Consider the following 19598-nt stretch of genomic DNA (forward strand, 5'->3'; position numbering starts at 1 on the left):
ATTGTAAGGAGGGTTGTAATGCGTTATCAAAAGAACAGAACATATGTCATACGGGCTTTGCCGCTGTTGCTGGCGGCTGTCTATGCAGGCACAGCCAGCGCCGATGGGGCCAAGCTGGAAGAGGTCATCATTACTGCCCAGAAACGGGCCGAGCGCCTGCAGGACGTGCCTATCGCCGTCTCAGCCATCAGTGGCGCCCAGTTGGAAACCCGGGGCATCGAGGGCAGCAAGGATCTCAGCTCCCTGGCGCCCACCCTGATGGTGACCTACGGCAATTCGGGCAACAGCACCATGTCCATCATTTCCATTCGAGGCAGCGCCAGCGGCGCTCCCTCGATTTTCCTGGATACGGCGGTCGGCACCTATGTGGATGGCGTCTACGCCGGCAAGAACCAGGGCGGCCTGTTTGACATCGTGGACCTGGAACGGGTGGAAGTGCTGCGCGGTCCCCAGGGCACCCTGTTCGGTCGCAATACCCTGGCCGGTGCGATCAATTTCGTGACCCGCAAGCCCAGCGGTGTGTTTGGCGGTACCGTCGGCATTGATGTTGGCAACTATGGTCAGAGTATCCAGCGGATTGCGGTCGATCTTCCCAAGATGGGTGCCCTGCGCTTGAATCTTGCGGCCCGCAACGAAACCCGAGACGGTTATGTCGGCAATCAGAATGGTCCCGACGCCGGCAAGGTGGACAAGCAGACCTATCGCCTGGCGGCCAACCTGGATGTCACGCCGAAGCTTCAGGCCTATTACGTCTTCGATCATACCAACGTGGACAATGTCCCCCTACCGGTTTCCTCTTACTCGACCTTTGGCTGGCGGGGCCCCGTGGCCACCAATTCGAGTTCCAATATCACTTATGGCGGGCGCGCCGCCATCATCGCCGGCGCCTCCGATGAGTTCCCGAGTTCCAGAAACACCACCCCGGGTTTCGCGGAATGGGAAAAGATGAAGACCCACAACCATGCCATGACTCTGTCCTATCGGGTGAATGACAACAACACATTCAAGTACATCTTTGCCGATCGCAAGATGCACTGGGGCGACCAACTGGACATGGATGGCCTTCCCGCCAATATTTATTCCTACAAGCGGGACACCCACCTTGAGACCCAATCCCATGAGCTGCAGTGGGTGGGCAGCGTGGATCGTCTGAGTTATGTCCTGGGCTACTACGACTACAAGGAAGACAGCCATACCTACAACCCGATGATGATCAACGTGGCCAGCGGCACCATTTTCCAGGCGCCGGACTTTTACGGCAGCGTGGATGCGAAGGCTCTCTTTGCCCAGTTGGACTATGCTTTCAACGACAAGTGGTCCGGCAGCGTCGGCATCCGCCGCTCCATCGACGAGAAGGGGGTGGATTCGAGCGTTTATGGCACAGGGACTTCCTTCAGCGGATCGATGACGGCAGCAGGTTTGCCGGCGTTCATTTTCGCCCCGGGCCCGATACCGGTAACCACCAATGCAGGGGACATTCTCCAGGTGCTATCGCCGACGATGGCCCTGGATCTGTCCAAGCAACCCACCGGTGCCACTACTGTCGCTTCCCCAGCGGTTTTCCATGCGGCAGCCAAGCATTCCTTCGCCGCCACCACGCCGGCCCTGAGTCTGAGCTACAAGGTGGATGAGGGGCTGAATGTCTACGGCCGCATCGCCAAGGGTTTTCGTTCCGGCGGCTTCCCCGCCGAAGCCGGAGGCAGTTCTGTGGCCCAGGTAACGTCCGCCAGGACGACAGCCTTCCTGCCGGAAAAGTCCACCACGATGGAACTGGGTTTCAAGGCCAATTTCTGGGATGGCAAAGCCCAGGTGAATGGCGCCATCTACCAGAACAAGGTGGATAACATGCAAACCAACCGTTTGGTTCCCGGCACCACCAGTTCCATTGTCGTGAATGCCGGCAAGGGTACCTACCAGGGTCTCGAACTGGAAGGCCAGTTGGTGGTGGTTGATGGCTGGCGCGTCGGTGCCAGTTGGGGCTATGTGGACGCCAAGTACGACAAATACCTGGATGACCAGGTGTGCTTCACCGCTGCGGGCGGATACGGCCCTTGCAATCCCGCTGTCCAAGTGGACCGTGCCAGCAACACCAAGGTTGCCTATGCGCCCAAACACACCCTGAATTTCAATGTGGATGGGCGCCTGGCCAAGACCGCATGGGGCATCCTGCGTGGCACGATGGATATCAACTACGTTGCACAAATGTACAACGTTCCCTCAAATATCAATCTGGACGCACCGAACGCCGGGGGCTCTTACTGGGTGGGAACGACGACGATTCCGTCCCGGACCTTGATCAACGGACGCCTGATACTGGCTGGTGTGCCGGTGGGCGGGCCGGGTCGGGCAGATGTCTCCCTGTGGGTACGGAACCTGGCCGACGTCCGGAAGGTGGTCAATAACATCGACTTGGGCTACTACCGTGTTGCCACTTGGACCGAACCCCGCACCTACGGCCTGTCCTTTGGCTATAAGTGGTAAACCCAAACCCCGGGAGCGGGTTTCCGCTCCCGGCCAACAGGTCTGACGGGCGCCTCCGGGTGCCCGTCTTTTCTTGGCGAGGCCTTGCTCAGGGCGCCCGGTGGTTGTCGAAACGATCTGACTGACCGCCTAGTACCATGTCCCGGATCATCGGGGCCTGCAATATGGCATGAGGAAAGCCCAGGTCCGGTGCAGTGGCCTGCTCCAGTCGTTGCCACTGGTCCGGACTCAGGGTCACCGCCAGGCAGCCCAGGTTGTCCTGGAGCTGGGGCAAGGTACGGGCGCCGATGATAGGAGTTATGGTGCCGAACCGGTCTTGCTGGCGGATGAAGGCCAGGGCTGCCTGACCTGGTGTACAGCCGAGTTCCCTTGCAATCTCCACAACCAGCGCCGTTACCGTGCGCTGCCGATCCGTCATGGGTTGGTGCTGGCCCCGACCCTCGCCCTTGCCATCGAGGAACTTGCCGGTGAGCATGCCGCCGGCCAGGGGCGACCAGGCTGTGATGCCCAGGTCCAGGGCGTGGGCCATGGGGAGCAGATCACGCTCCGCAGTGCGCTCCAGGAGGCTGTATTCCACTTGGATGCCAATGAAGGGCGCCCAGCCCCGCAGGTCCGCCAGCATGTTGCCGCGGCTGATCTGCCAGGCCGGTGTGTCGGAGATGGCGATGTAGTTCACCTTGCCGGCGGACACCAGATCGTCCAGGCCTCGCATGATCTCCTCGATGGGCGTGGTGTCGTCCCAGACGTGGAGCCAATAGAGGTCGATGCAATCGACCTTCAGCCGGCGCAGGCTCTGCTCCACACAGCGCATCATGTTCTTGCGACTGGTGCCGGATTTGGACAAGTCCCCTTCCAGGGAGGACGAGTACTTGGTGGCCAGGACGAAATGATCCCGGTCGGCCCGGACGAAGTCCCCCACCAGTTCCTCGCTACGGCCATTGCCATAGACGAAAGCGGTGTCGATGAAGTTGCCTCCGGCGTTGGTGAAGGCGTCGAATATCTTCCGGCTTTCTGCGCTATCGCTGCCGAATTGCCAGAAACCATCGTCGCGGCCGAAGGTCATGGCTCCCAGACATAGTTCGGAGACCCTGAGACCGGAGCGGCCAAAAAGCTTGTAGCGCATGATGCTTGTCCGTGGTGAAGTTGATTTTGGAAAGTCCGGGTGGCTGCCAGGCGGCAGGCCGCCCTATGGGGGCTCCCGAACCGGAGGCAGCATAACCGATGCGATCGCGATCCAGGCGTCACCAGTCCAATTTTTACGAGGTGTGCCCCTACTGGATGTCAGTCGTTGACTGGTGTGATCCGGCAGATATGGGCACGCAGGTGATTGTCGCCGGCAAAGCTGGCAAAGTTATGATCGTCGGGAATGATGGAATTGATGTTCGACTCCCAGACCCCGGACAGATTGGGCTCGTAGGCCTCCTGCTCCGGATACCACCACAGGCCATCCGCATGGACCACGTCGGGGTGCAGGGTGTCGTTGAGCTTGGCCCACTGCTTCACCTTGCCCATGGGGGTCTCCACCCAGACCGCGTCCCCGTCGCCGATGCCCAGGCTGGCGGCCGTTTCCGGATGGATCGAGGCGAAGGCCTTGGGATGCTGCCGGCGCATCTTGTCCAGTTGCTTGTGCTGGGACCGGTAGTAGAAGGGCGACGAGGCGCCGGCCGTCATCACCAGGGGGAATTCCTTGAACAGCTCCGGGGTGCGGACCGGACTCCAGCCCGGTTCCTCGCAGGGGAGAATGCCCGGGTAACCCAGCTTCTGCATCAGGCTGGAGGAGAGCTCCACCTTGCCGGAGAAGGTGGCGAAGCCGGTCTTCTCGTAGCGCTTCTCCTGGGGCGGTTCGGGGAACAGCCAGGGCATGTCCCGGCTGGCCAGTTCGGCAAAGGTGATCTTCGATGGCTCCAGCAGCTTGTCGAACCAGCCTTCCAGGGTATCGGGCCACTCACCCTGCTGGCCCAGCCGGTTGCCCAACTCCCGCCACAATTGGTAATCGTCCCGACGCTCGAACTGCGGCTTCACCGTGGGCATGGCGGCCGAAGTGACATTGCCGAAGCCCCACATGCCGCCCAGGTTGGCCCGCTCCAGGCCATCGGTGGCCGGTAGCACGTAGTCCGCCAACTGGGCCTGGGGCGTCATCCAGTGATCCATCGCCACGTGCAAATCCAGGTTGGGACTGGTCAGGGCCTGATAGACCCGGCGCGAGTTGGCTAGGGCCACCATGGAGTTGGTGCCCTGGGTGATCACGGCCTTGATGGGGTAGGGGTCCTGGTCGATGATGGCGGACCAGATGGCCGACGGCGCCGTGCACATCATGTAGAAGGCCGGACCAGGGCCCAGGGGGTTCAGCTTGGCCATGGCCTCGCGGAAGGTCTTCATGCCGCGCACGCCGGCCACCGGCCAGAGATGGGCGCCCACGTTGTCCCGGGTGCGCAGGGGATGATTGAGCAGGGTGTCCCACTTCAATTCCTGCCGGTACTGCATGAACTCAGGCATGTCGTCCAGCAACTGGCCGCCGATCAGGTCCAGGTTGCCGGTGATGGCCCGCAGGTAGGCCTTGCCGAAAACGGTGGCGTTGGTGGCGTTGCCCAGCTCCACGGTGCCCAGGCCGAAGGAGATGTTGCCCGGCTTGTTGTTGGCGTAGTAACGGGCCACTTCGACGATCTGCTCGACGGGAATCCAGGTCAGTTCCGAGACCCGCTGCGGAGTGTAGTCCTTGACCGCTTCCTTCAGTTCATCGAAACCCAGGCACCACTTCTCGACGAATTCCTTGTCGTAGATGCCTTCGTGGATGATGACATTGAGGAAGCCATAGGCCAGGGCGCCGTCGGCGCCGGGCCGGATGCGCAGCCAGATGTCCGCCAGCTCTGCGGCCTCGGAGCGGCGTGGATCGATCACGATGATCTTGGTGCCCGCCTTGCGCGCCGCCTTGATGGCCTTCTCCGCCGCGATGCCCCCCGGTACCGGCGGATTGCCGCCCCAGAAGATGGCGGTCTTGGTGACGCCGGGTGTTGGCCAGTAGCCCACCACGCCGATGGTGCCATAGACGGACCACTCGGCCAGGTACTCGGCGGAACCGCAGTTCTTGCCCTGGTGCATCATGTTGGGGGTGCCGAACAGATTGCCCCAGCGCCAGCAGGCGGCGTCGCCCGGACCCTTGAAGGAGCCCCCCAGGGTCTGCACCGCTTCCGGCCCGTGGTCGTCGCGGATCTGCCCGAGCTTGGCGGCGATCTCGTCCAGGGCCTGCTCCCAGCTGATCTGCTGCCACTTGCCTTCGCCCCGCTTGCCTACCCGCTTCATGGGGTAGTTCAGACGATCCGGGTGGTTGTGATAGGTCTTGGCCTGGCCGGCCCGGGGGCAATCCGCCGGGTGGGGGGAGTTGTGGTCAGCCTTGATTCGAACCGGGATGCCATCCTGAATCTTGACCTCAACGAAACAGCCCATGCCGCAGATGGGGCAGGTTCCCTTCTGGGTCTCTTGGCTGTGATGAACCTCGCTTTCAAGGACCTTGGGGGCTCCAAACAGCATGGAAGTTCCTTTCGTGATGCACTGGAATCGGGCCGATAGCGTTGCCTGGGGAAGGTTCCTCCATCGCTATGCCGAAATTATGGGAGGTAATAGTCCGCCGGGTGATGGCAAAAGTGCTCAAAAGGGGGGCCGATCTGATCGTATTGACCATACTTGTTCAGTCGGTCATGGATTGCTTGTGGGGTACCCAGAACTCTTCAGATTTGCTCAAAACTTGAGCAGTCCTCCGTGCTTACGCAGGAATCCATCTTCTGTCACGGTGAAACCCTCCAGATTCCTCGGGCGTGGGATTTTATGAGGAGGTCTTTTATCTGTGCCCTGAAATGACAGGGGCCGGCATTTGCCGGCCCCTGTCATTTGGCTTGCTGCTGTGGATCAGTGATGCAGTCGTGCACTTTCTGCTGCGGCGGCTTCTTCGCTCGTCAGAGCGGGCGTCGCCGCCACTTCCGGGAGGGGCTCGGGCACTCGTTCCAGAGCCAGTTCCAGCACCTGGTCGATCCACTTGACCGGCAGGATCTCGATCCGGTTCTTGATGCTCTCGGGAATCTCCGCCAGGTCCTTGGCATTTTCCTGAGGAATCAGCGCCAGGCGAATGCCGCCACGCACGGCGGCCAGCAGTTTTTCCTTGAGCCCGCCGATGGCCAGCACCTCGCCCCGCAGGGTGATCTCACCGGTCATGGCCACATCGGCCCGCACGGGAATGCCGGTCAGGGTGGACACCAGGGCCGTGGTGATGGCAATGCCGGCCGAGGGGCCGTCCTTGGGGGTGGCGCCCTCCGGGAAGTGGATGTGCAGATCGCTCTTCTCGAAGGATTCGTCCTTGATGCCCAGGCGCCGGGATCGGCTGCGCACCACGGTGCGGGCGGTTTCCACGGATTCCTTCATGACATCGCCCAGGGAGCCGGTGCGCTGGATGTTGCCCTTGCCCGGCATGATTGCGGCCTCGATGGTGAGCAGTTCGCCTCCCACCTCGGTCCAGGCCAGGCCGGTCACCTGGCCTACCTGGTTTTCCTTCTCGGCCACGCCGTAACTGTAGCGCCGCACACCCAGATACTTGTCCAGGACCTTGGCATTGACCACGATCTTGTTCTTGCGCTGACGCAACACCAGGGCCTTCACCACCTTGCGGCAGATCTTGGACAGATCCCGCTCCAGGGCGCGAACGCCGGCTTCCCGTGTGTAGTAGCGGACGATGTCGCGGATCGCATCCTCGGTCACCGAAAGCTCGTCCTTCTTCACGCCGTTGTTCTTCATCTGCTTGGGCAGCAGGTAGCGCTGGGCGATGTTGACCTTCTCGTCCTCGGTGTATCCGGACAGGCGGATCACTTCCATCCGGTCCAGCAATGCCGGCGGGATGTTGAGGGAATTGGCGGTGGCAACGAACATCACGTCGGAAAGATCGAAGTCCACCTCCACATAGTGATCCTGGAAGGTGTGGTTCTGCTCGGGGTCGAGCACTTCCAGCAGGGCCGATGAGGGGTCGCCGCGGAAATCCATGCCCAGCTTGTCTACTTCATCCAGCAGGAACAGGGGGTTTTTCACGCCCACCTTGGCCATGTTCTGGAGAATCTTGCCCGGCATGGAGCCGATGTAGGTGCGGCGGTGGCCGCGAATCTCGGCCTCGTCCCGCACCCCGCCCAGGGCCATGCGCACGAACTTGCGGTTGGTGGCTTTGGCGATGGACTGCCCCAGGGAGGTCTTGCCTACCCCCGGTGGCCCCACCAGGCAGAGAATGGGCGCTTTCAGCTTGTCTACCCGCTGCTGCACGGCCAGATATTCGACGATCCGTTCCTTGACCTTCTCCAGGCCGTAATGGTCCTTGTCGAGGATCTTTTCGGCCGTGGCCAGATCCTTGGAAATCCGCGATTTCTTTTTCCAGGGCAGATTCAGCACGGTCTCGATGTAGTTGCGCACCACCGTGGCCTCGGCCGACATGGGGGACATCAGCTTGAGCTTTTTCAGCTCGGACTGGGCCTTGGCCATGGCTTCCTTGGTCATGCCGGAATCCTTGATCTTCTTCTCGAACTCGTCGAGATCGGCACCTTCCTCGCCTTCTCCCAGTTCCTTCTGGATGGCCTTGACCTGTTCGTTCAGGTAGTACTCGCGCTGACTCTTCTCCATCTGGCGCTTGACGCGGCCGCGGATGCGCTTTTCCACCTGGAGGATATCCAGTTCGGTTTCCAGTTGGCCCAGCAGTTTTTCCAGACGATCGCCGACATCGAACAGTTCCAGCACTTCCTGCTTGAGTTCAAGTTTCAGGGGCAGGTGGGCAGCGATGGTGTCCGCCAGACGACCGGCTTCCTCGATGCCGGCCAGGGAGGTGAGGATCTCCGGCGGAATCTTCTTGTTCAGTTTCACGTACTGATCGAACTGGGCCAGGATGGCCCGGCGCATGGCCTCGATCTCGTGGTTGCCCCGCTCATCGGTGACGATGGGCGTGACTTCGGCGGTAAATACCGTTTTTTGGTCGATGACCTGATCGACGTGGGCCCTCTGAGCGCCTTCCACCAGTACTTTCACGGTGCCGTCGGGGAGCTTCAGCATTTGCAGCACGTTGGAAATGCAGCCGATCGGGTACATGTCACCCGCGTCCGGCTCGTCCTTGGCGGCGGACTTCTGGGCCACGAGCAGGATGCTCTTGCCGGACTCCATGGCCATTTCCAGGGCCTGGATGGACTTGGGCCGCCCCACGAACAGGGGAATGACCATGTGGGGGAAAACCACCACATCGCGCAGGGGCAACAGGGGCAGTTGGAGTTTCTCTTGGGGGAGATCAAGTTCGCCTGACATAGGCTTGTCCTTTAGGTTGATACGCTGAAGCCACAGATGGGGGCAGTCATCCGTGGTTCAAGACTACTACCTGAATATGGCGCTGTAAATTCCCGACGGCAGAAAGGCCATGGCGGCGCTTCTCGTTCCGATCGAATCGCGCTTCCGCCAGAGGTTTCAGTTGGAGCCGGAGACCTTGGGCTGGTCGGCGTAGATCAGGAGGGGAGGCGTATGGCTGTCGATCATGCCTTCGTCGATCACGACCTTGGCCACGTTGTCCATGCTGGGCAATTCGTACATGGTGTCCAGCAGGACATTTTCCAGGATGGAACGCAGGCCCCGTGCGCCGGTCTTGCGCTGGAGGGCCTTGCGGGCGATGGCCTGAAGGGCTCCCGGTCGCACCTCAAGCTCCACGCCCTCCATGGAGAACAGCTTCTGGTATTGCTTGATCAGGGCGTTCTTGGGTTCGATCAGGATTTCCACCAGGGCCACCTCGTCCAGTTCGCGCAAGGTGGCGATCACCGGCAGGCGGCCGACGAATTCAGGGATGAGGCCGAATTTGATCAGGTCTTCCGGCTCCACTTGTTGCAGGGTCTCGGTGATGCTCTTGGTGTCCTTGCTGCGCACCTCGGCGCCGAAGCCGATGCTGGAGCGTTCGGAACGGTTGAGGATCACCTTGTCCAGGCCGTCGAAGGCGCCACCGCAGATGAACAGAATGCTGGTGGTGTCCACCTGGACGAAATCCTGATTCGGATGCTTGCGTCCGCCCTGGGGGGGGACGGAGGCCGTGGTGCCCTCGATCAGCTTGAGCAGGGCCTGCTGCACCCCTTCGCCCGATACGTCGCGGGTGATGGAGGGGTTGTCGGACTTGCGGGAGATCTTGTCGATCTCATCGATATAGACAATGCCCTGCTGGGCCTTTTCCACTTCGTATTCACACTTCTGCAGCAGCTTCTGGATGATGTTCTCGACATCCTCGCCCACGTAGCCGGCCTCGGTCAGGGTCGTTGCGTCGGCCATCACGAAGGGCACGTTGAGCAGTCGGGCCAGGGTCTGGGCCAGCAGGGTCTTGCCCGAACCGGTGGGGCCGATCAACAGGATGTTGCTCTTGGACAGCTCCACATCGGCATTGCCCTTCTGCTGATGGCGCAACCGCTTGTAGTGGTTGTAGACGGCAACCGAGAGAATGCGCTTGGCCTGGCTTTGGCCGATCACGTACTGGTCGAGAATCTCGCAGATCTCGCGGGGGGCGGGGAGGTCCTTGGAGGGGTTCTCCTCTTCGCCGACGCTGATTTCGTCACGAATGATGTCGTTGCACAGGTCGATGCATTCGTCGCAGATGAAGACGGACGGTCCGGCGATCAACTTTTTTACTTCATGCTGGCTCTTGCCGCAGAAAGAGCAGTAGAGCAATTTCTCAGCACTCGATTTCTTGTCCGCCATGTTCCTCTCCTGCCTACTTGGAGGCTTCGCCGCGGTTGTTCAATACCTTGTCCACCAGACCGTACTCCACGGCGGCCTCGGCTGCCAGGAAGTTGTCGCGGTCGGTATCGCGCTCGATACGCTCGACCGCCTGGCCCGTATGCTTGGCCAGCATCTCATTCAGTCTTTGCTTGAGGAAAAGAATTTCCTTGGCATGGATCTCGATATCCGAGGCCTGGCCCTGGAAGCCTCCCATGGGCTGGTGGATCATGACCCGGGAATTGGGCAGGCAGTAGCGCTTGTCCTTGGCTCCCGCCGCCAGCAGGAAGGCGCCCATGGAGGCGGCCTGACCGATGCAGAGAGTGGAAACATCGGGCTTGATGAACTGCATGGTGTCGTAGATCGCCAGTCCGGCCGTCACGGAACCGCCCGGGCTGTTGATGTAGAGGTGGATGTCCTTGTCGGGGTTCTCCGACTCAAGGAACAGCAACTGGGCCACCACCAGATTGGCGGTAACGTCATTGACCGGCCCCACCAGGAATACCACCCGTTCCCGCAGCAGGCGGGAATAGATGTCATAGGCCCGTTCGCCCCGGCCGCTGGTTTCGATCACCATCGGCACCAGGCCCAGAGCCTGGGGGTCCCAGTTGTCACGGCGGTTCATTTGGCTTCCTCGCTCAAGCATCGGGGGCATCATGCCCCATCGCCCATCAACTCGTCAAAATCCACGGGTTTTTCGGTGACCTTGGCCTGGGCCAGGGCCCAGGCGACCACATTGCCCTCGATGGCCAGGGCCTCGGCTTCGGCCAGGCGCTGGGGCTGGGAGTAATACCAGCGCACCACTTCGGAGGGGTCTTCGAATGTCTGGGCGAAGTCGTCCACCACGGCCTTCACCTGCTCGGCCTTGGCATGGAGCTCCTTGGACTTAACCACTTCGGCCACCACCAGCCCCAGGCGCACGCGGCGAGTAGCCTGCTCGGTGAACCAGGTGGGATCCACCGGGATGTCCTTCACTGCCAGTCCCCGCTGCTTCAGATCCTCCAGGGCCTTCTGGGCCATCTGCTGGGACTCGGCTTCCACCAGGGCCTTGGGCACGTCAACGGGATGGGCGGCCAGCAGCGCGTCCATCACCTGGCTCTTGACGCGGGATTCCAGGCGTTTCTTGACCTCCCGCTCCAGATTGGATCGGATTTCTTCCCGCATCTTGACCAGATCGCCCTCGGCGATGCCCAGGACCTTGGCGAATTCGGTATCCACTTCGGGCAGTTGGGGGGCGTCCACCCGCTTACAGACCACGTCGAACTGCACCGTCTGCCCAGCCAGATCCTTGCCGTGGTAGTCATCCGGGAACTTGACATCGAAGGTCTTGGTATCGCCCGCCTTCAGGCCTTCCATGGCGGCGTCGAAGTCGGCCACCATGCGGCCGGCACCCACTTGCAGGGAAAAATCCTCGGCCTTGCCACCGTCGAATTCCACGCCATCCTTGCGGCCGGTGAAGTCGATGACGATACGGTCGTCCTTCTGGGCTGGGCGATCCACCTCGACGAAGGTGAGGCGCTGCTTGCGCAGGGCCTCGATGGTCTTGTCCACTTCCGCGTCGCCCACGGTCAGCACGGCTTTCTCGATTTCGCTGGCGGACAGGTCGGCCACGGTGATTTCCGGGTAGACCTCGAATACGGCGGAGAATGCCAGCTGGCCATCGGTGCCGCCGGACTGGGGTTCGACGCGGGGATAGCCGGCGACACGGAGCTTCTGTTCCCGCACCTTCTCGCCAAAGGCCCGTTCGACGGCTGCCTCGATGGCTTCGCCGCGGGCCTGATAGCCATATTGCTGGGCCACCATCTTGAAGGGCACCTTGCCCGGGCGGAAGCCGGCCATCTTGACCGTCTTGGAAAGCTTCTTCAGACGACGATCGACGTCCTGGTCAATGTCGGCAAGGGCCACGGTCATGTCGATACGGCGCTCCAGCGCGGAAGCTTCGCTGGCTTGGGTCTGTTCCTGAGTCATGAGAAATTCCTGGATGGCTGCTTGGATGTTGAATTGAGGGCGGCGTGGGGCCTGGTGCGAAGGGCGGGACTCGAACCCGCACAGGTTTCCCCGCTGGAACCTAAATCCAGTGCGTCTACCAATTCCGCCACCTTCGCCGACCCGCGATTCTAACCGATTCACCCCTATACTGTCAGGCTCCGTACCCGGCTGGCCATGGGCCTTCCCGCGCATGGCTGTCGATCACTACGAAAATTTCCCTGTCGCCTCACTCCTCTTGCCATCCGCCCTGCGGGAACCGGTGGCTGCCATCTATGGTTTCGCCCGCAGCGCTGACGACTTTTCCGACGAGGGCAACCTGCCGCCAGCCCGGCGCCTGAGTTTGCTGGACGGTTACCGTCGGGAGCTGGACATCATCGAGGCAGGACGGCCCACGGATCACCCGGTGTTTCGGCGCCTGGCTCCGGTGATTTGCGCCCATGATCTGCCCCTGGGCCTGTTTCGGGATCTCTTGGACGCCTTTACCCAGGACGTGACCAAGGATCGCTATGCCGATTACGCCGAACTGCTGGACTATTGCCGCCGCTCCGCCGATCCGGTGGGGCGCTTGCTGCTGCGGCTGTTCCGTCAGGACAGCCCGGCCAATCTGGGTCGTTCGGACGCCATCTGCTCGGCCCTGCAATTGATCAATCACTGGCAGGACGTGGCGGTGGACCTGAAGAAAAACCAGCGGGGACGCATCTATTTGCCCCAGGAGGATCTGTGCCGTTTCGGCGTCGGCGAGGACTCGTTGCACGCGGGGCGCGTGGACGACAATTTCCGCGCCCTGATGGCCTTCCAGGTGGGGCGGGCGCGGGCACTGATGCTGTGCGGAGCCTCCCTGGGCGAGGACCTGCCGGGCCGGATCGGCCTGGAAATCCGCGCCATCATTGCAGGCGGCTTGCGTATCCTGCATAAAATCGAGGCCGTCGAGTACGATGTGTTTCGCCGCCGGCCCCAACTGACTCTCCGGGACGCTCCCGCCCTGGCCTGGCGTACCCTTTTCCCCCGAACCGCCCCATGAGCCAAGACGCCAGTCAAGCCGATTATTGCCAGCAGCGGGCCGCCGCCTCCGGCTCTAGCTTCTACTACAGCTTCCTGTTCCTGGAGCCCCACCGACGCCAGGCCATCATGGCCCTGTATGCCTTCTGCAGGGAAGTGGATGATCTGGTGGACGAATGCAGCAATCCCGAGCTGGCTGCCGCCAAGCTGGCCTGGTGGCGCACTGAGGTGGCCGCCCTCTATCAGGGCCAGCCCAGCCATCCGGTGACCCAGGCCCTGGCGGTCGCCCTGAAACGCTTTGCCCTGCCCCAGGAGCACCTGCTGGAAATCATCGATGGCATGGAAATGGATCTGGAGCAGGCCCGTTATCCCGACTTCAAGGCCCTGCACCTTTATTGCTACCGGGTCGCCAGCGTGGTTGGCCTGCTGGCTGCGGAAATCTTCGGCTACCGGGACCGGCGTACCCTCAAGTACGCCCACGACCTGGGACTGGCCCTGCAACTCACCAACATCATCCGCGACGTGGGGGAGGATGCTCGCCGGGGCCGCATCTACCTGCCGGTGGAAGACCTGGAACGCTTCAATGTTCCCGCCGCCGATCTGCTCCAGTCCCGTTACAGCGACAACTTCAAGGCCCTGATGGAGTTTCAGGCCCGCCGTGCCCAGGAATACTACGAGCGGGCCCTGGCCCAGTTGCCGGCGGTGGACCGCAGGGCTCAGCGGGCCGGGCTGATCATGGCCCGCATCTATCGCACCCTGCTGGAGGAAATCACCCGGGACGGCTTCATGGTGCTGGACCGGCGCACCTCCCTGACACCCCTGCGCAAGCTCTGGCTGGCGACCAAGACCTGGATCAGGCCGTGAGGGGTGAGGGGTGAGGCGTAACGGCGTTCGCGTCGCTATCATCGGCGCCGGCTATGCCGGCCTCGCCGCGGCGGTGGCCCTGGCGGATGAGGGTATCCCGGTGGAGGTGTTCGAGGCTTCCCGCACCCTGGGGGGGCGAGCACGCAGCGTGGATATCGAAGGGGTGCGACTGGACAACGGTCAGCACATCCTGCTGGGGGCCTATCGCCAGACCCTGGCCCTGATGGATAGGGTGGGGGCGGACCCCGCGGCCAGCCTGCTGCGCCATCCCCTATGCCTCGAATACCCGGGTCGCCTGCGTCTTGTCGCGCCCCGCCTGCCCGCGCCCCTGCATCTGGCGGCGGCCCTGTTCTGTGCGCGGGGCCTGAGTCCGGCAGAAAAGTTCGCAGCCCTGCGCTTCATGCAGACGCTCAAGGCCTGCCGCTACCGATTGACCGAGGACCTGCCGGTGGCTGAGCTGCTGCGCCGCCACCGGCAACCGGAAGCCCTGTGCCGCTATCTCTGGGAGCCCCTTTGCGTGGCGGCCCTCAACACGCCGGTGGCCGAGGCGTCGGCCCAGGTCTTTCTCAATGTGCTGCGGGACAGTCTGGGGGCGGAACGGGCCGCCTCGGACCTGCTGCTGCCCAGGGCGGATTTCTCGGCCTTGTTACCGGAGCCCGCCGCCCGCTATGTGGAAGCCCGGGGCGGCCGGCTGGAACGGGAGCGCCGCATCCATGGCCTGACCCGGAGCGACAAGGGCTGGCGACTGGATCAGCAAGGAAGCTACAGCCATGTGGTGATCGCCACCGCTCCCTACCATGCCCGCCGGCTGATCGAGGGCTGGCCGGAGCTGCTTCCCCTGGCGGCACAACTGGACGCTCTCGATCAGGAGCCCATCGTCACCGCCTATCTGCAATACCCGGAGACGGTACGGCTACCCTTTCCCATGGTGGGCCATGCCGGCGACTACCTGCAATGGCTCTTCGATCGGGGCGCCCTGGGGGGGCCGGCGGGGCTGCTGGCAGCCGTCATCAGCGCAAGGGGCCGCCATCAGGACTTGGCACCGGAGATCCTGGCCCGGCGCCTCCACGAGGAAATCGCCTCGATCTTGCCCGACCTGCCCGAGCCCCGCTGGCACAAGGTGATCGTGGAAAAGCGCGCCACCTTCTCCTGCCGTCCCAAGCTGAAGCGGCCGGAAAATCTGACTTCCCTGCCCGGACTGCTGCTGGCCGGGGACTACACCGCCGGCGATTATCCGGCCACCCTGGAAGGGGCGGTGCGTAGCGGCCAGCAGGCGGCGCGGCTGGTGCTGGGGTAGGGGCTCAGCCCAGCAGCCCCTCGGCCTTGAGCGCTGCCTGCACGGCGGGGCGAGCGGCGATGCGCTGGACGAAGGATGCCAGGGTAGGCCAGGCGCTCAGGTCGAGTTTGAGGTAGCCGGTCCAACCCAGGGTGACGAAGAGATAGGCATCGGCGACGCTGAACCGGTCGCCCACGAGATAGTCCCGGTCCTGCAGGTGACGTGCGACATAATCCAGACGGTTGTGGAGGGTCTTGAGCGTCCCCGTCCTGGCTTCTGCACTGAGGTTGGGATTGAAAAGGGGGCTGAAGCCGCCCTTGTGCAGTTCCGTGGCGATGAAGCTCAACCATTCCTGGGTCTTGTAGCGCTCGAAGCTGCCTGCCGGTGCCAGCATTCCCGCTGCCGGCGCCTGGTCGGCCAGGTACTGGACCACGGCAGAGCATTCACCCAGGGTGCGGCCATCATCGAGCTGCAACAGGGGGACGAAGCCCAGGGGGCTGATGTCCTTGTAATTCTCGCCATGTTCGGTGACCGATTTGCCGAGGGTGACGCGAACCAACTGGAGCGACAGACCGCCCTCCAGGGCGGTGATGTGGGGGGCCTGGGAGCAGGCGCCGGGAGCGTAATAGAGTTTCATGGGATCTCCTTGCTTGGGAAAGCGGCATGCTAACTCAGTCTCTCTGTTGAATATGGCCCTCTTGAAATCCTGGATTTCGCCCCCACCAACTGCCTTCGTCATGCTTTCTGGAGATTTTTTCATGTCCGTTGATGCCACGACCGCTGCGAACCGGGAGACCATGGGTTTTCAGACCGAGGTGAAGCAGTTGCTGCACCTGATGATTCATTCCCTTTACTCGAACCGGGAAATCTTCCTGCGGGAACTGATTTCCAACGCATCCGATGCCTGCGACAAGCTGCGTTTCGAGGCTCTGCACAATGGCTCACTGTTCGAGTCCGATCCGGATCTGAAAATCCGCGTCGCCTATGACAAGGCGGCCCGCACCCTGACCATCAGCGACAACGGCGTCGGCATGAGTCGGGACGAGGTGATCACCAATCTGGGAACCATCGCCAAGTCGGGTACCCGGGAATTCTTCAGCCGGCTCAGCGGCGACCAGCAGAAGGATGCCCACCTGATCGGCCAGTTCGGTGTTGGCTTCTATTCCTCCTTCATCGTTGCCGACCGGGTGACCGTACTCACCCGCCGCGCCGGCGAACAGGCCAGCCAGGGGGTGCGCTGGGAGTCGGAAGGGGCCGGAGAATTCAGCATCGAAATGGTGGACCGGCCCGAGCGCGGCACCGAAATCACCCTGCATCTGCGGGAGGACCAGGACGACCTGCTTTCTGGCTGGAAACTGCGCGCCATCATCCGCAAGTATTCCGACCACATCGTCCAGCCCATCGTGATGCACAAGGAGTCCTGGGACGAGGAGAAGAAGGAACAGGTGGCCACCACCGAAGACGAGACCGTCAACAAGGCCTCGGCTCTGTGGACCCGGGCCAAGAACGATATCGCCGAGGACGAGTACAAGGAGTTCTACAAGCACGTGGGCCATGACTTCGACGACCCCCTGGCCTGGGTCCATGCCCGGGTCGAGGGCCGTCAGGAATACACCCAGTTGCTTTATGTGCCGGGCCGCGCCCCCTTCGATCTGTGGGACCGCAACGCCCGCCATGGCATCAAGCTCTACGTGCGCCGGGTTTTCATCATGGACGACGCCGAGCAGTTGTTGCCCAACTATCTGCGCTTCGTGCGCGGCGTGGTGGACTCCGCCGATCTGCCCCTCAACGTGTCCCGGGAAATCCTCCAGGAATCCAAGGACATCGAGGCCATCCGCAACGGCTGCACCAAGAAGATTCTCGGCCTGCTGGAGGATATGGCCAACAGCGAGGAAGCCGAAGGCAAGGAGAAGTACGCGAAATTCTGGGGCGAGTTCGGTCGTGCCCTGAAGGAAGGGGTGGGCCAGGACTTCGCCAACAAGGCTCGCATCGCCGGCCTGCTGCGCTTCGCCTCCACCCATGCCGATACGCCGGAGGAAAGCGTGTCCCTGGCCGATTATGTGGCGCGCATGAAGGAAGGGCAGGACAAGATCTATTACGTGGCCGCCGATAGCTTCAATGCGGCAAAGAACAGCCCCCATCTGGAAATTTTCCGCAAGAAGGGCATCGAGGTGCTGCTGCTCTCGGATCGGGTGGATGAGTGGGTGGTGGGCAATCTCACGGACTTCGAGGGCAAGGCCCTGGCCTCGGTGGCCAAGGGGGACCTGGACCTGGGCAGCCTCAGCGATGAAGCCGAGAAACAGGAACAGGAATCCGCCGTCGGTGAGTTCAAGGAATTGGTGGACAAGATCAAGGCTTCCCTGGCCGATCGGGTCAAGGAAGTGCGGGTGACCCATCGCCTGACCGATTCCCCCGCCTGCCTGGTGGCCGACGAGCACGACATGTCCGCCAATCTGGCTCGTCTGCTGAAGGCGGCTGGGCAGCAGGCGCCTGACATGAAACCGATCCTGGAAATCAACCCCAGGCATCCAGTGGTACTGCGCCTAAGATATGAGGATGGCAAGTTTGACGACTGGGCCTCGGTGCTGTTCGACCAGGCGTTGCTGGCCGAGGGTGGGCAACTGGACGACCCGGCCACCTTCGTCCGGCGGATCAACGACCTGATGCTGGCCATGACCCAGGGCAAGGCGTGATTGCACGGGAGAATGCGGCACAAACGCCGCGTTCTCCATTAGAATCGGTGCCGTAGAACCAGTGCGTAAACGGCATCCGCCCAGGGGCGCCTTGGCAAGCAATTTCGTCCATCCACATACATCAAGGTCGCCGGCATGCGCATCCTGCTCAGTAACGACGACGGATATTTCGCTCCAGGCATCGCAGCCCTGGTTAAGGCGGTTTCCGATCTGGCCACAGTGACGGTAGTGGCTCCCGAACAGGATCGCAGCGGCGCCAGCAATTCCCTGACTCTGGATCGTCCCCTTTCCCTGCGCCGAGCCGCCAACGGCTTCTATTTCGTCAATGGCACTCCCACCGACTGCGTGCATCTGGCAGTGACCGGCATGCTGGACGAGCGGCCCGACATGGTGCTCTCCGGCATCAACCTGGGGGCCAACATGGGCGACGACACCATTTATTCCGGCACTGTGGCTGCCGCCACCGAGGGCTACCTGCTCGGTGTGCCGGCCGTCGCCGTGTCACTGGTGGGTAAGCATGGCGAGCATTTCGAGACGGCGGCCCGGGTGGCCCGCGAACTGGTGCAGCGTTTTCAGCGCCAGGACTTCGGCGGGCCGGTACTTTTGAACGTGAATGTGCCAGATGTTCCCTATGAGGAATTGAAGGGCTTGCGGGTCACCCGCCTGGGCCGGCGCCACAAGGCTGAACCGGTGGTCAAGCAGTTGAGTCCACGGGGCGAAACCGTCTATTGGGTCGGCCCTGCCGGCGAGGCCGCGGATGCGGGGGAGAGCACCGATTTCCATGCGGTGGCCGAAGGCTACGCATCGGTGACTCCCCTCCAGATCGACCTGACCCATACGGCCCAGATCGGCGCCGCCTGGGAGTGGCTGAAGGCATGAACTCCCTGCAAGGCATCGGCATGACCTCCCAACGCACCCGGGGGCGCATGATCGAGCGCCTGCGGGAGCAGGGTATTCGGGACGAGCGGGTGCTTGCAGCCATCGCCGCCGTGCCCCGGCACATTTTCGTGGAGCCGGCCCTGTCCCATCGGGCCTACGAGGACACGGCGCTGCCCCTGATCCTGGGGCAGACCATTTCCCAGCCCTATGTGGTGGCCCGCATGATCGAATTGCTGCTGGCAGGCCGCGGGGGGTTGGGCAAGACCCTGGAAGTAGGCGCCGGCTGCGGCTATCAGGCCGCAGTGCTGGCCATGCTGTCCAAGGATGTTTATGCCGTGGAACGCATCGCTCCCTTGCTTTCCCGTGCGCGGGAGAACCTGCGCCAGTTGCGACTCTCCCAGGTCCGATTGAAACATGCCGACGGCAATCAAGGGCTGGTGGAAGCATCACCCTATGATACGATCATCGTCGCGGCGGCCGCTGCCCGGGTGCCTCAGACGTTGCTGGATCAACTGGCGCCGGGGGGGCGACTGATACTGCCCGTTGGTGGCGGGCAGGAGCAGGTCCTGTCCCTGATTGAGCGGACGCCGGAGGGGTTCAAGGAAACACGCTTCGATGCGGTACGCTTTGTGCCGCTCTTGCCGGGGGTCGAATGAGCA

14 protein-coding genes and 1 tRNA gene are annotated in these 19598 nt (G+C 62.4%); 7 read left to right on the forward strand and 8 right to left on the reverse strand.

The features are described from left to right. Window positions 1-18 precede the first annotated feature (18 nt). Window positions 19-2481: a TonB-dependent receptor gene (locus tag DENOEST_RS06085; RefSeq protein WP_145769576.1), complete on the forward strand. Its 2463-nt coding sequence runs from the start codon at window positions 19-21 to the stop codon at window positions 2479-2481. Between the two features lie 88 nt (window positions 2482-2569). Here DENOEST_RS06085 and DENOEST_RS06090 read toward each other — a convergent pair whose 3' ends face one another. The 7 genes from DENOEST_RS06090 to DENOEST_RS06120 all read right to left on the reverse strand — a co-directional run bounded on the left by DENOEST_RS06090 (window position 2570) and on the right by DENOEST_RS06120 (window position 12344). Next, window positions 2570-3604, reverse strand: coding sequence for an aldo/keto reductase (locus tag DENOEST_RS06090; protein ID WP_145769577.1), 1035 nt, complete (start codon window positions 3602-3604; stop codon window positions 2570-2572). Window positions 3605-3762: 158 nt separating this feature from the next. After that, window positions 3763-6009, reverse strand: coding sequence for a molybdopterin-containing oxidoreductase family protein (locus DENOEST_RS06095; protein WP_145769578.1), 2247 nt, complete (start codon window positions 6007-6009; stop codon window positions 3763-3765). A gap of 375 nt (window positions 6010-6384) precedes the next feature. Further along, a complete protein-coding gene (lon, locus tag DENOEST_RS06100) occupies window positions 6385-8799 on the reverse strand; it encodes an endopeptidase La (RefSeq protein ID WP_145769579.1) in 2415 nt (804 codons plus the stop codon). Window positions 8800-8955: 156 nt separating this feature from the next. Beyond that, entirely contained in the window at window positions 8956-10221 is a 1266-nt protein-coding gene (gene clpX / locus DENOEST_RS06105) for an ATP-dependent Clp protease ATP-binding subunit ClpX (RefSeq protein ID WP_145769580.1), read from the reverse strand. Window positions 10222-10234: 13 nt separating this feature from the next. Beyond that, a complete protein-coding gene (clpP, locus tag DENOEST_RS06110) occupies window positions 10235-10864 on the reverse strand; it encodes an ATP-dependent Clp endopeptidase proteolytic subunit ClpP (RefSeq protein ID WP_145769581.1) in 630 nt (209 codons plus the stop codon). 29 nt (window positions 10865-10893) lie between these two features. Beyond that, window positions 10894-12207 carry a trigger factor gene (gene tig / locus DENOEST_RS06115; RefSeq protein WP_145769582.1) on the reverse strand — a complete coding sequence of 438 codons (1314 nt, stop codon included), beginning with the start codon at window positions 12205-12207 and terminating at the stop codon, window positions 10894-10896. Window positions 12208-12259: 52 nt separating this feature from the next. Then, a tRNA-Leu gene (locus tag DENOEST_RS06120) sits at window positions 12260-12344 on the reverse strand. Between the two features lie 74 nt (window positions 12345-12418). Here DENOEST_RS06120 and hpnC point away from each other — a divergent pair. From hpnC to hpnE, 3 genes are read left to right on the forward strand one after another with little or no spacing between them, the layout of a single operon-like run. Continuing rightward, a complete protein-coding gene (gene hpnC / locus DENOEST_RS06125; protein ID WP_145769583.1) occupies window positions 12419-13249 on the forward strand; it encodes a squalene synthase HpnC in 831 nt (276 codons plus the stop codon). Further along, window positions 13246-14091 (forward strand): presqualene diphosphate synthase HpnD, encoded by an 846-nt coding sequence (gene hpnD, locus DENOEST_RS06130; protein WP_145769584.1) that lies wholly within the window; start codon window positions 13246-13248, stop codon window positions 14089-14091. The genes hpnC and hpnD overlap by 4 nt, the downstream gene beginning before the upstream one ends. 10 nt (window positions 14092-14101) lie before the next feature. After that, the gene (hpnE, locus tag DENOEST_RS06135) at window positions 14102-15388 is read left to right on the forward strand and encodes a hydroxysqualene dehydroxylase HpnE (RefSeq protein ID WP_145769585.1); all 1287 of its coding nucleotides are present in this window, start codon (window positions 14102-14104) and stop codon (window positions 15386-15388) included. 4 nt (window positions 15389-15392) lie between these two features. Here the strand turns inward: hpnE and gstA are convergent, their stop codons facing one another. Next, the gene (gene gstA, locus DENOEST_RS06140) at window positions 15393-16004 is read right to left on the reverse strand and encodes a glutathione transferase GstA (protein WP_145769586.1); all 612 of its coding nucleotides are present in this window, start codon (window positions 16002-16004) and stop codon (window positions 15393-15395) included. 121 nt (window positions 16005-16125) lie between these two features. On the opposite strand from gstA, the gene htpG reads away from it, so the two are divergent. From htpG to DENOEST_RS06155, 3 genes are all read left to right on the forward strand, one after another. Then, window positions 16126-18060 carry a molecular chaperone HtpG gene (htpG, locus tag DENOEST_RS06145; protein ID WP_145769587.1) on the forward strand — a complete coding sequence of 645 codons (1935 nt, stop codon included), beginning with the start codon at window positions 16126-16128 and terminating at the stop codon, window positions 18058-18060. A 135-nt stretch (window positions 18061-18195) separates the two neighbouring features. Beyond that, a complete protein-coding gene (surE, locus tag DENOEST_RS06150; protein ID WP_145769588.1) occupies window positions 18196-18939 on the forward strand; it encodes a 5'/3'-nucleotidase SurE in 744 nt (247 codons plus the stop codon). Beyond that, window positions 18924-19595 (forward strand): protein-L-isoaspartate(D-aspartate) O-methyltransferase, encoded by a 672-nt coding sequence (locus DENOEST_RS06155; RefSeq protein WP_197970541.1) that lies wholly within the window; start codon window positions 18924-18926, stop codon window positions 19593-19595. The genes surE and DENOEST_RS06155 overlap by 16 nt, the downstream gene beginning before the upstream one ends. Window positions 19596-19598: the final 3 nt, after the last annotated feature.

This window comes from Denitratisoma oestradiolicum (assembly GCF_902813185.1).
In the GTDB taxonomy this organism is placed as follows: domain Bacteria; phylum Pseudomonadota; class Gammaproteobacteria; order Burkholderiales; family Rhodocyclaceae; genus Denitratisoma; species Denitratisoma oestradiolicum.

Coding starts and splice junctions, on each gene's coding strand:
- clpP (WP_145769581.1), bottom strand. CDS start 10,864: ATGAACCGCCGTGACAACTGGGACCCCCAGGCTCTGGGCCTGGTGCCG.
- tig (WP_145769582.1), bottom strand. CDS start 12,207: ATGACTCAGGAACAGACCCAAGCCAGCGAAGCTTCCGCGCTGGAGCGC.
- DENOEST_RS06090 (WP_145769577.1), bottom strand. CDS start 3,604: ATGCGCTACAAGCTTTTTGGCCGCTCCGGTCTCAGGGTCTCCGAACTA.
- htpG (WP_145769587.1), top strand. CDS start 16,126: ATGTCCGTTGATGCCACGACCGCTGCGAACCGGGAGACCATGGGTTTT.
- hpnC (WP_145769583.1), top strand. CDS start 12,419: ATGGCTGTCGATCACTACGAAAATTTCCCTGTCGCCTCACTCCTCTTG.
- DENOEST_RS06085 (WP_145769576.1), top strand. CDS start 19: ATGCGTTATCAAAAGAACAGAACATATGTCATACGGGCTTTGCCGCTG.
- gstA (WP_145769586.1), bottom strand. CDS start 16,004: ATGAAACTCTATTACGCTCCCGGCGCCTGCTCCCAGGCCCCCCACATC.
- hpnD (WP_145769584.1), top strand. CDS start 13,246: ATGAGCCAAGACGCCAGTCAAGCCGATTATTGCCAGCAGCGGGCCGCC.
- DENOEST_RS06095 (WP_145769578.1), bottom strand. CDS start 6,009: ATGCTGTTTGGAGCCCCCAAGGTCCTTGAAAGCGAGGTTCATCACAGC.
- clpX (WP_145769580.1), bottom strand. CDS start 10,221: ATGGCGGACAAGAAATCGAGTGCTGAGAAATTGCTCTACTGCTCTTTC.
- lon (WP_145769579.1), bottom strand. CDS start 8,799: ATGTCAGGCGAACTTGATCTCCCCCAAGAGAAACTCCAACTGCCCCTG.
- surE (WP_145769588.1), top strand. CDS start 18,196: ATGCGCATCCTGCTCAGTAACGACGACGGATATTTCGCTCCAGGCATC.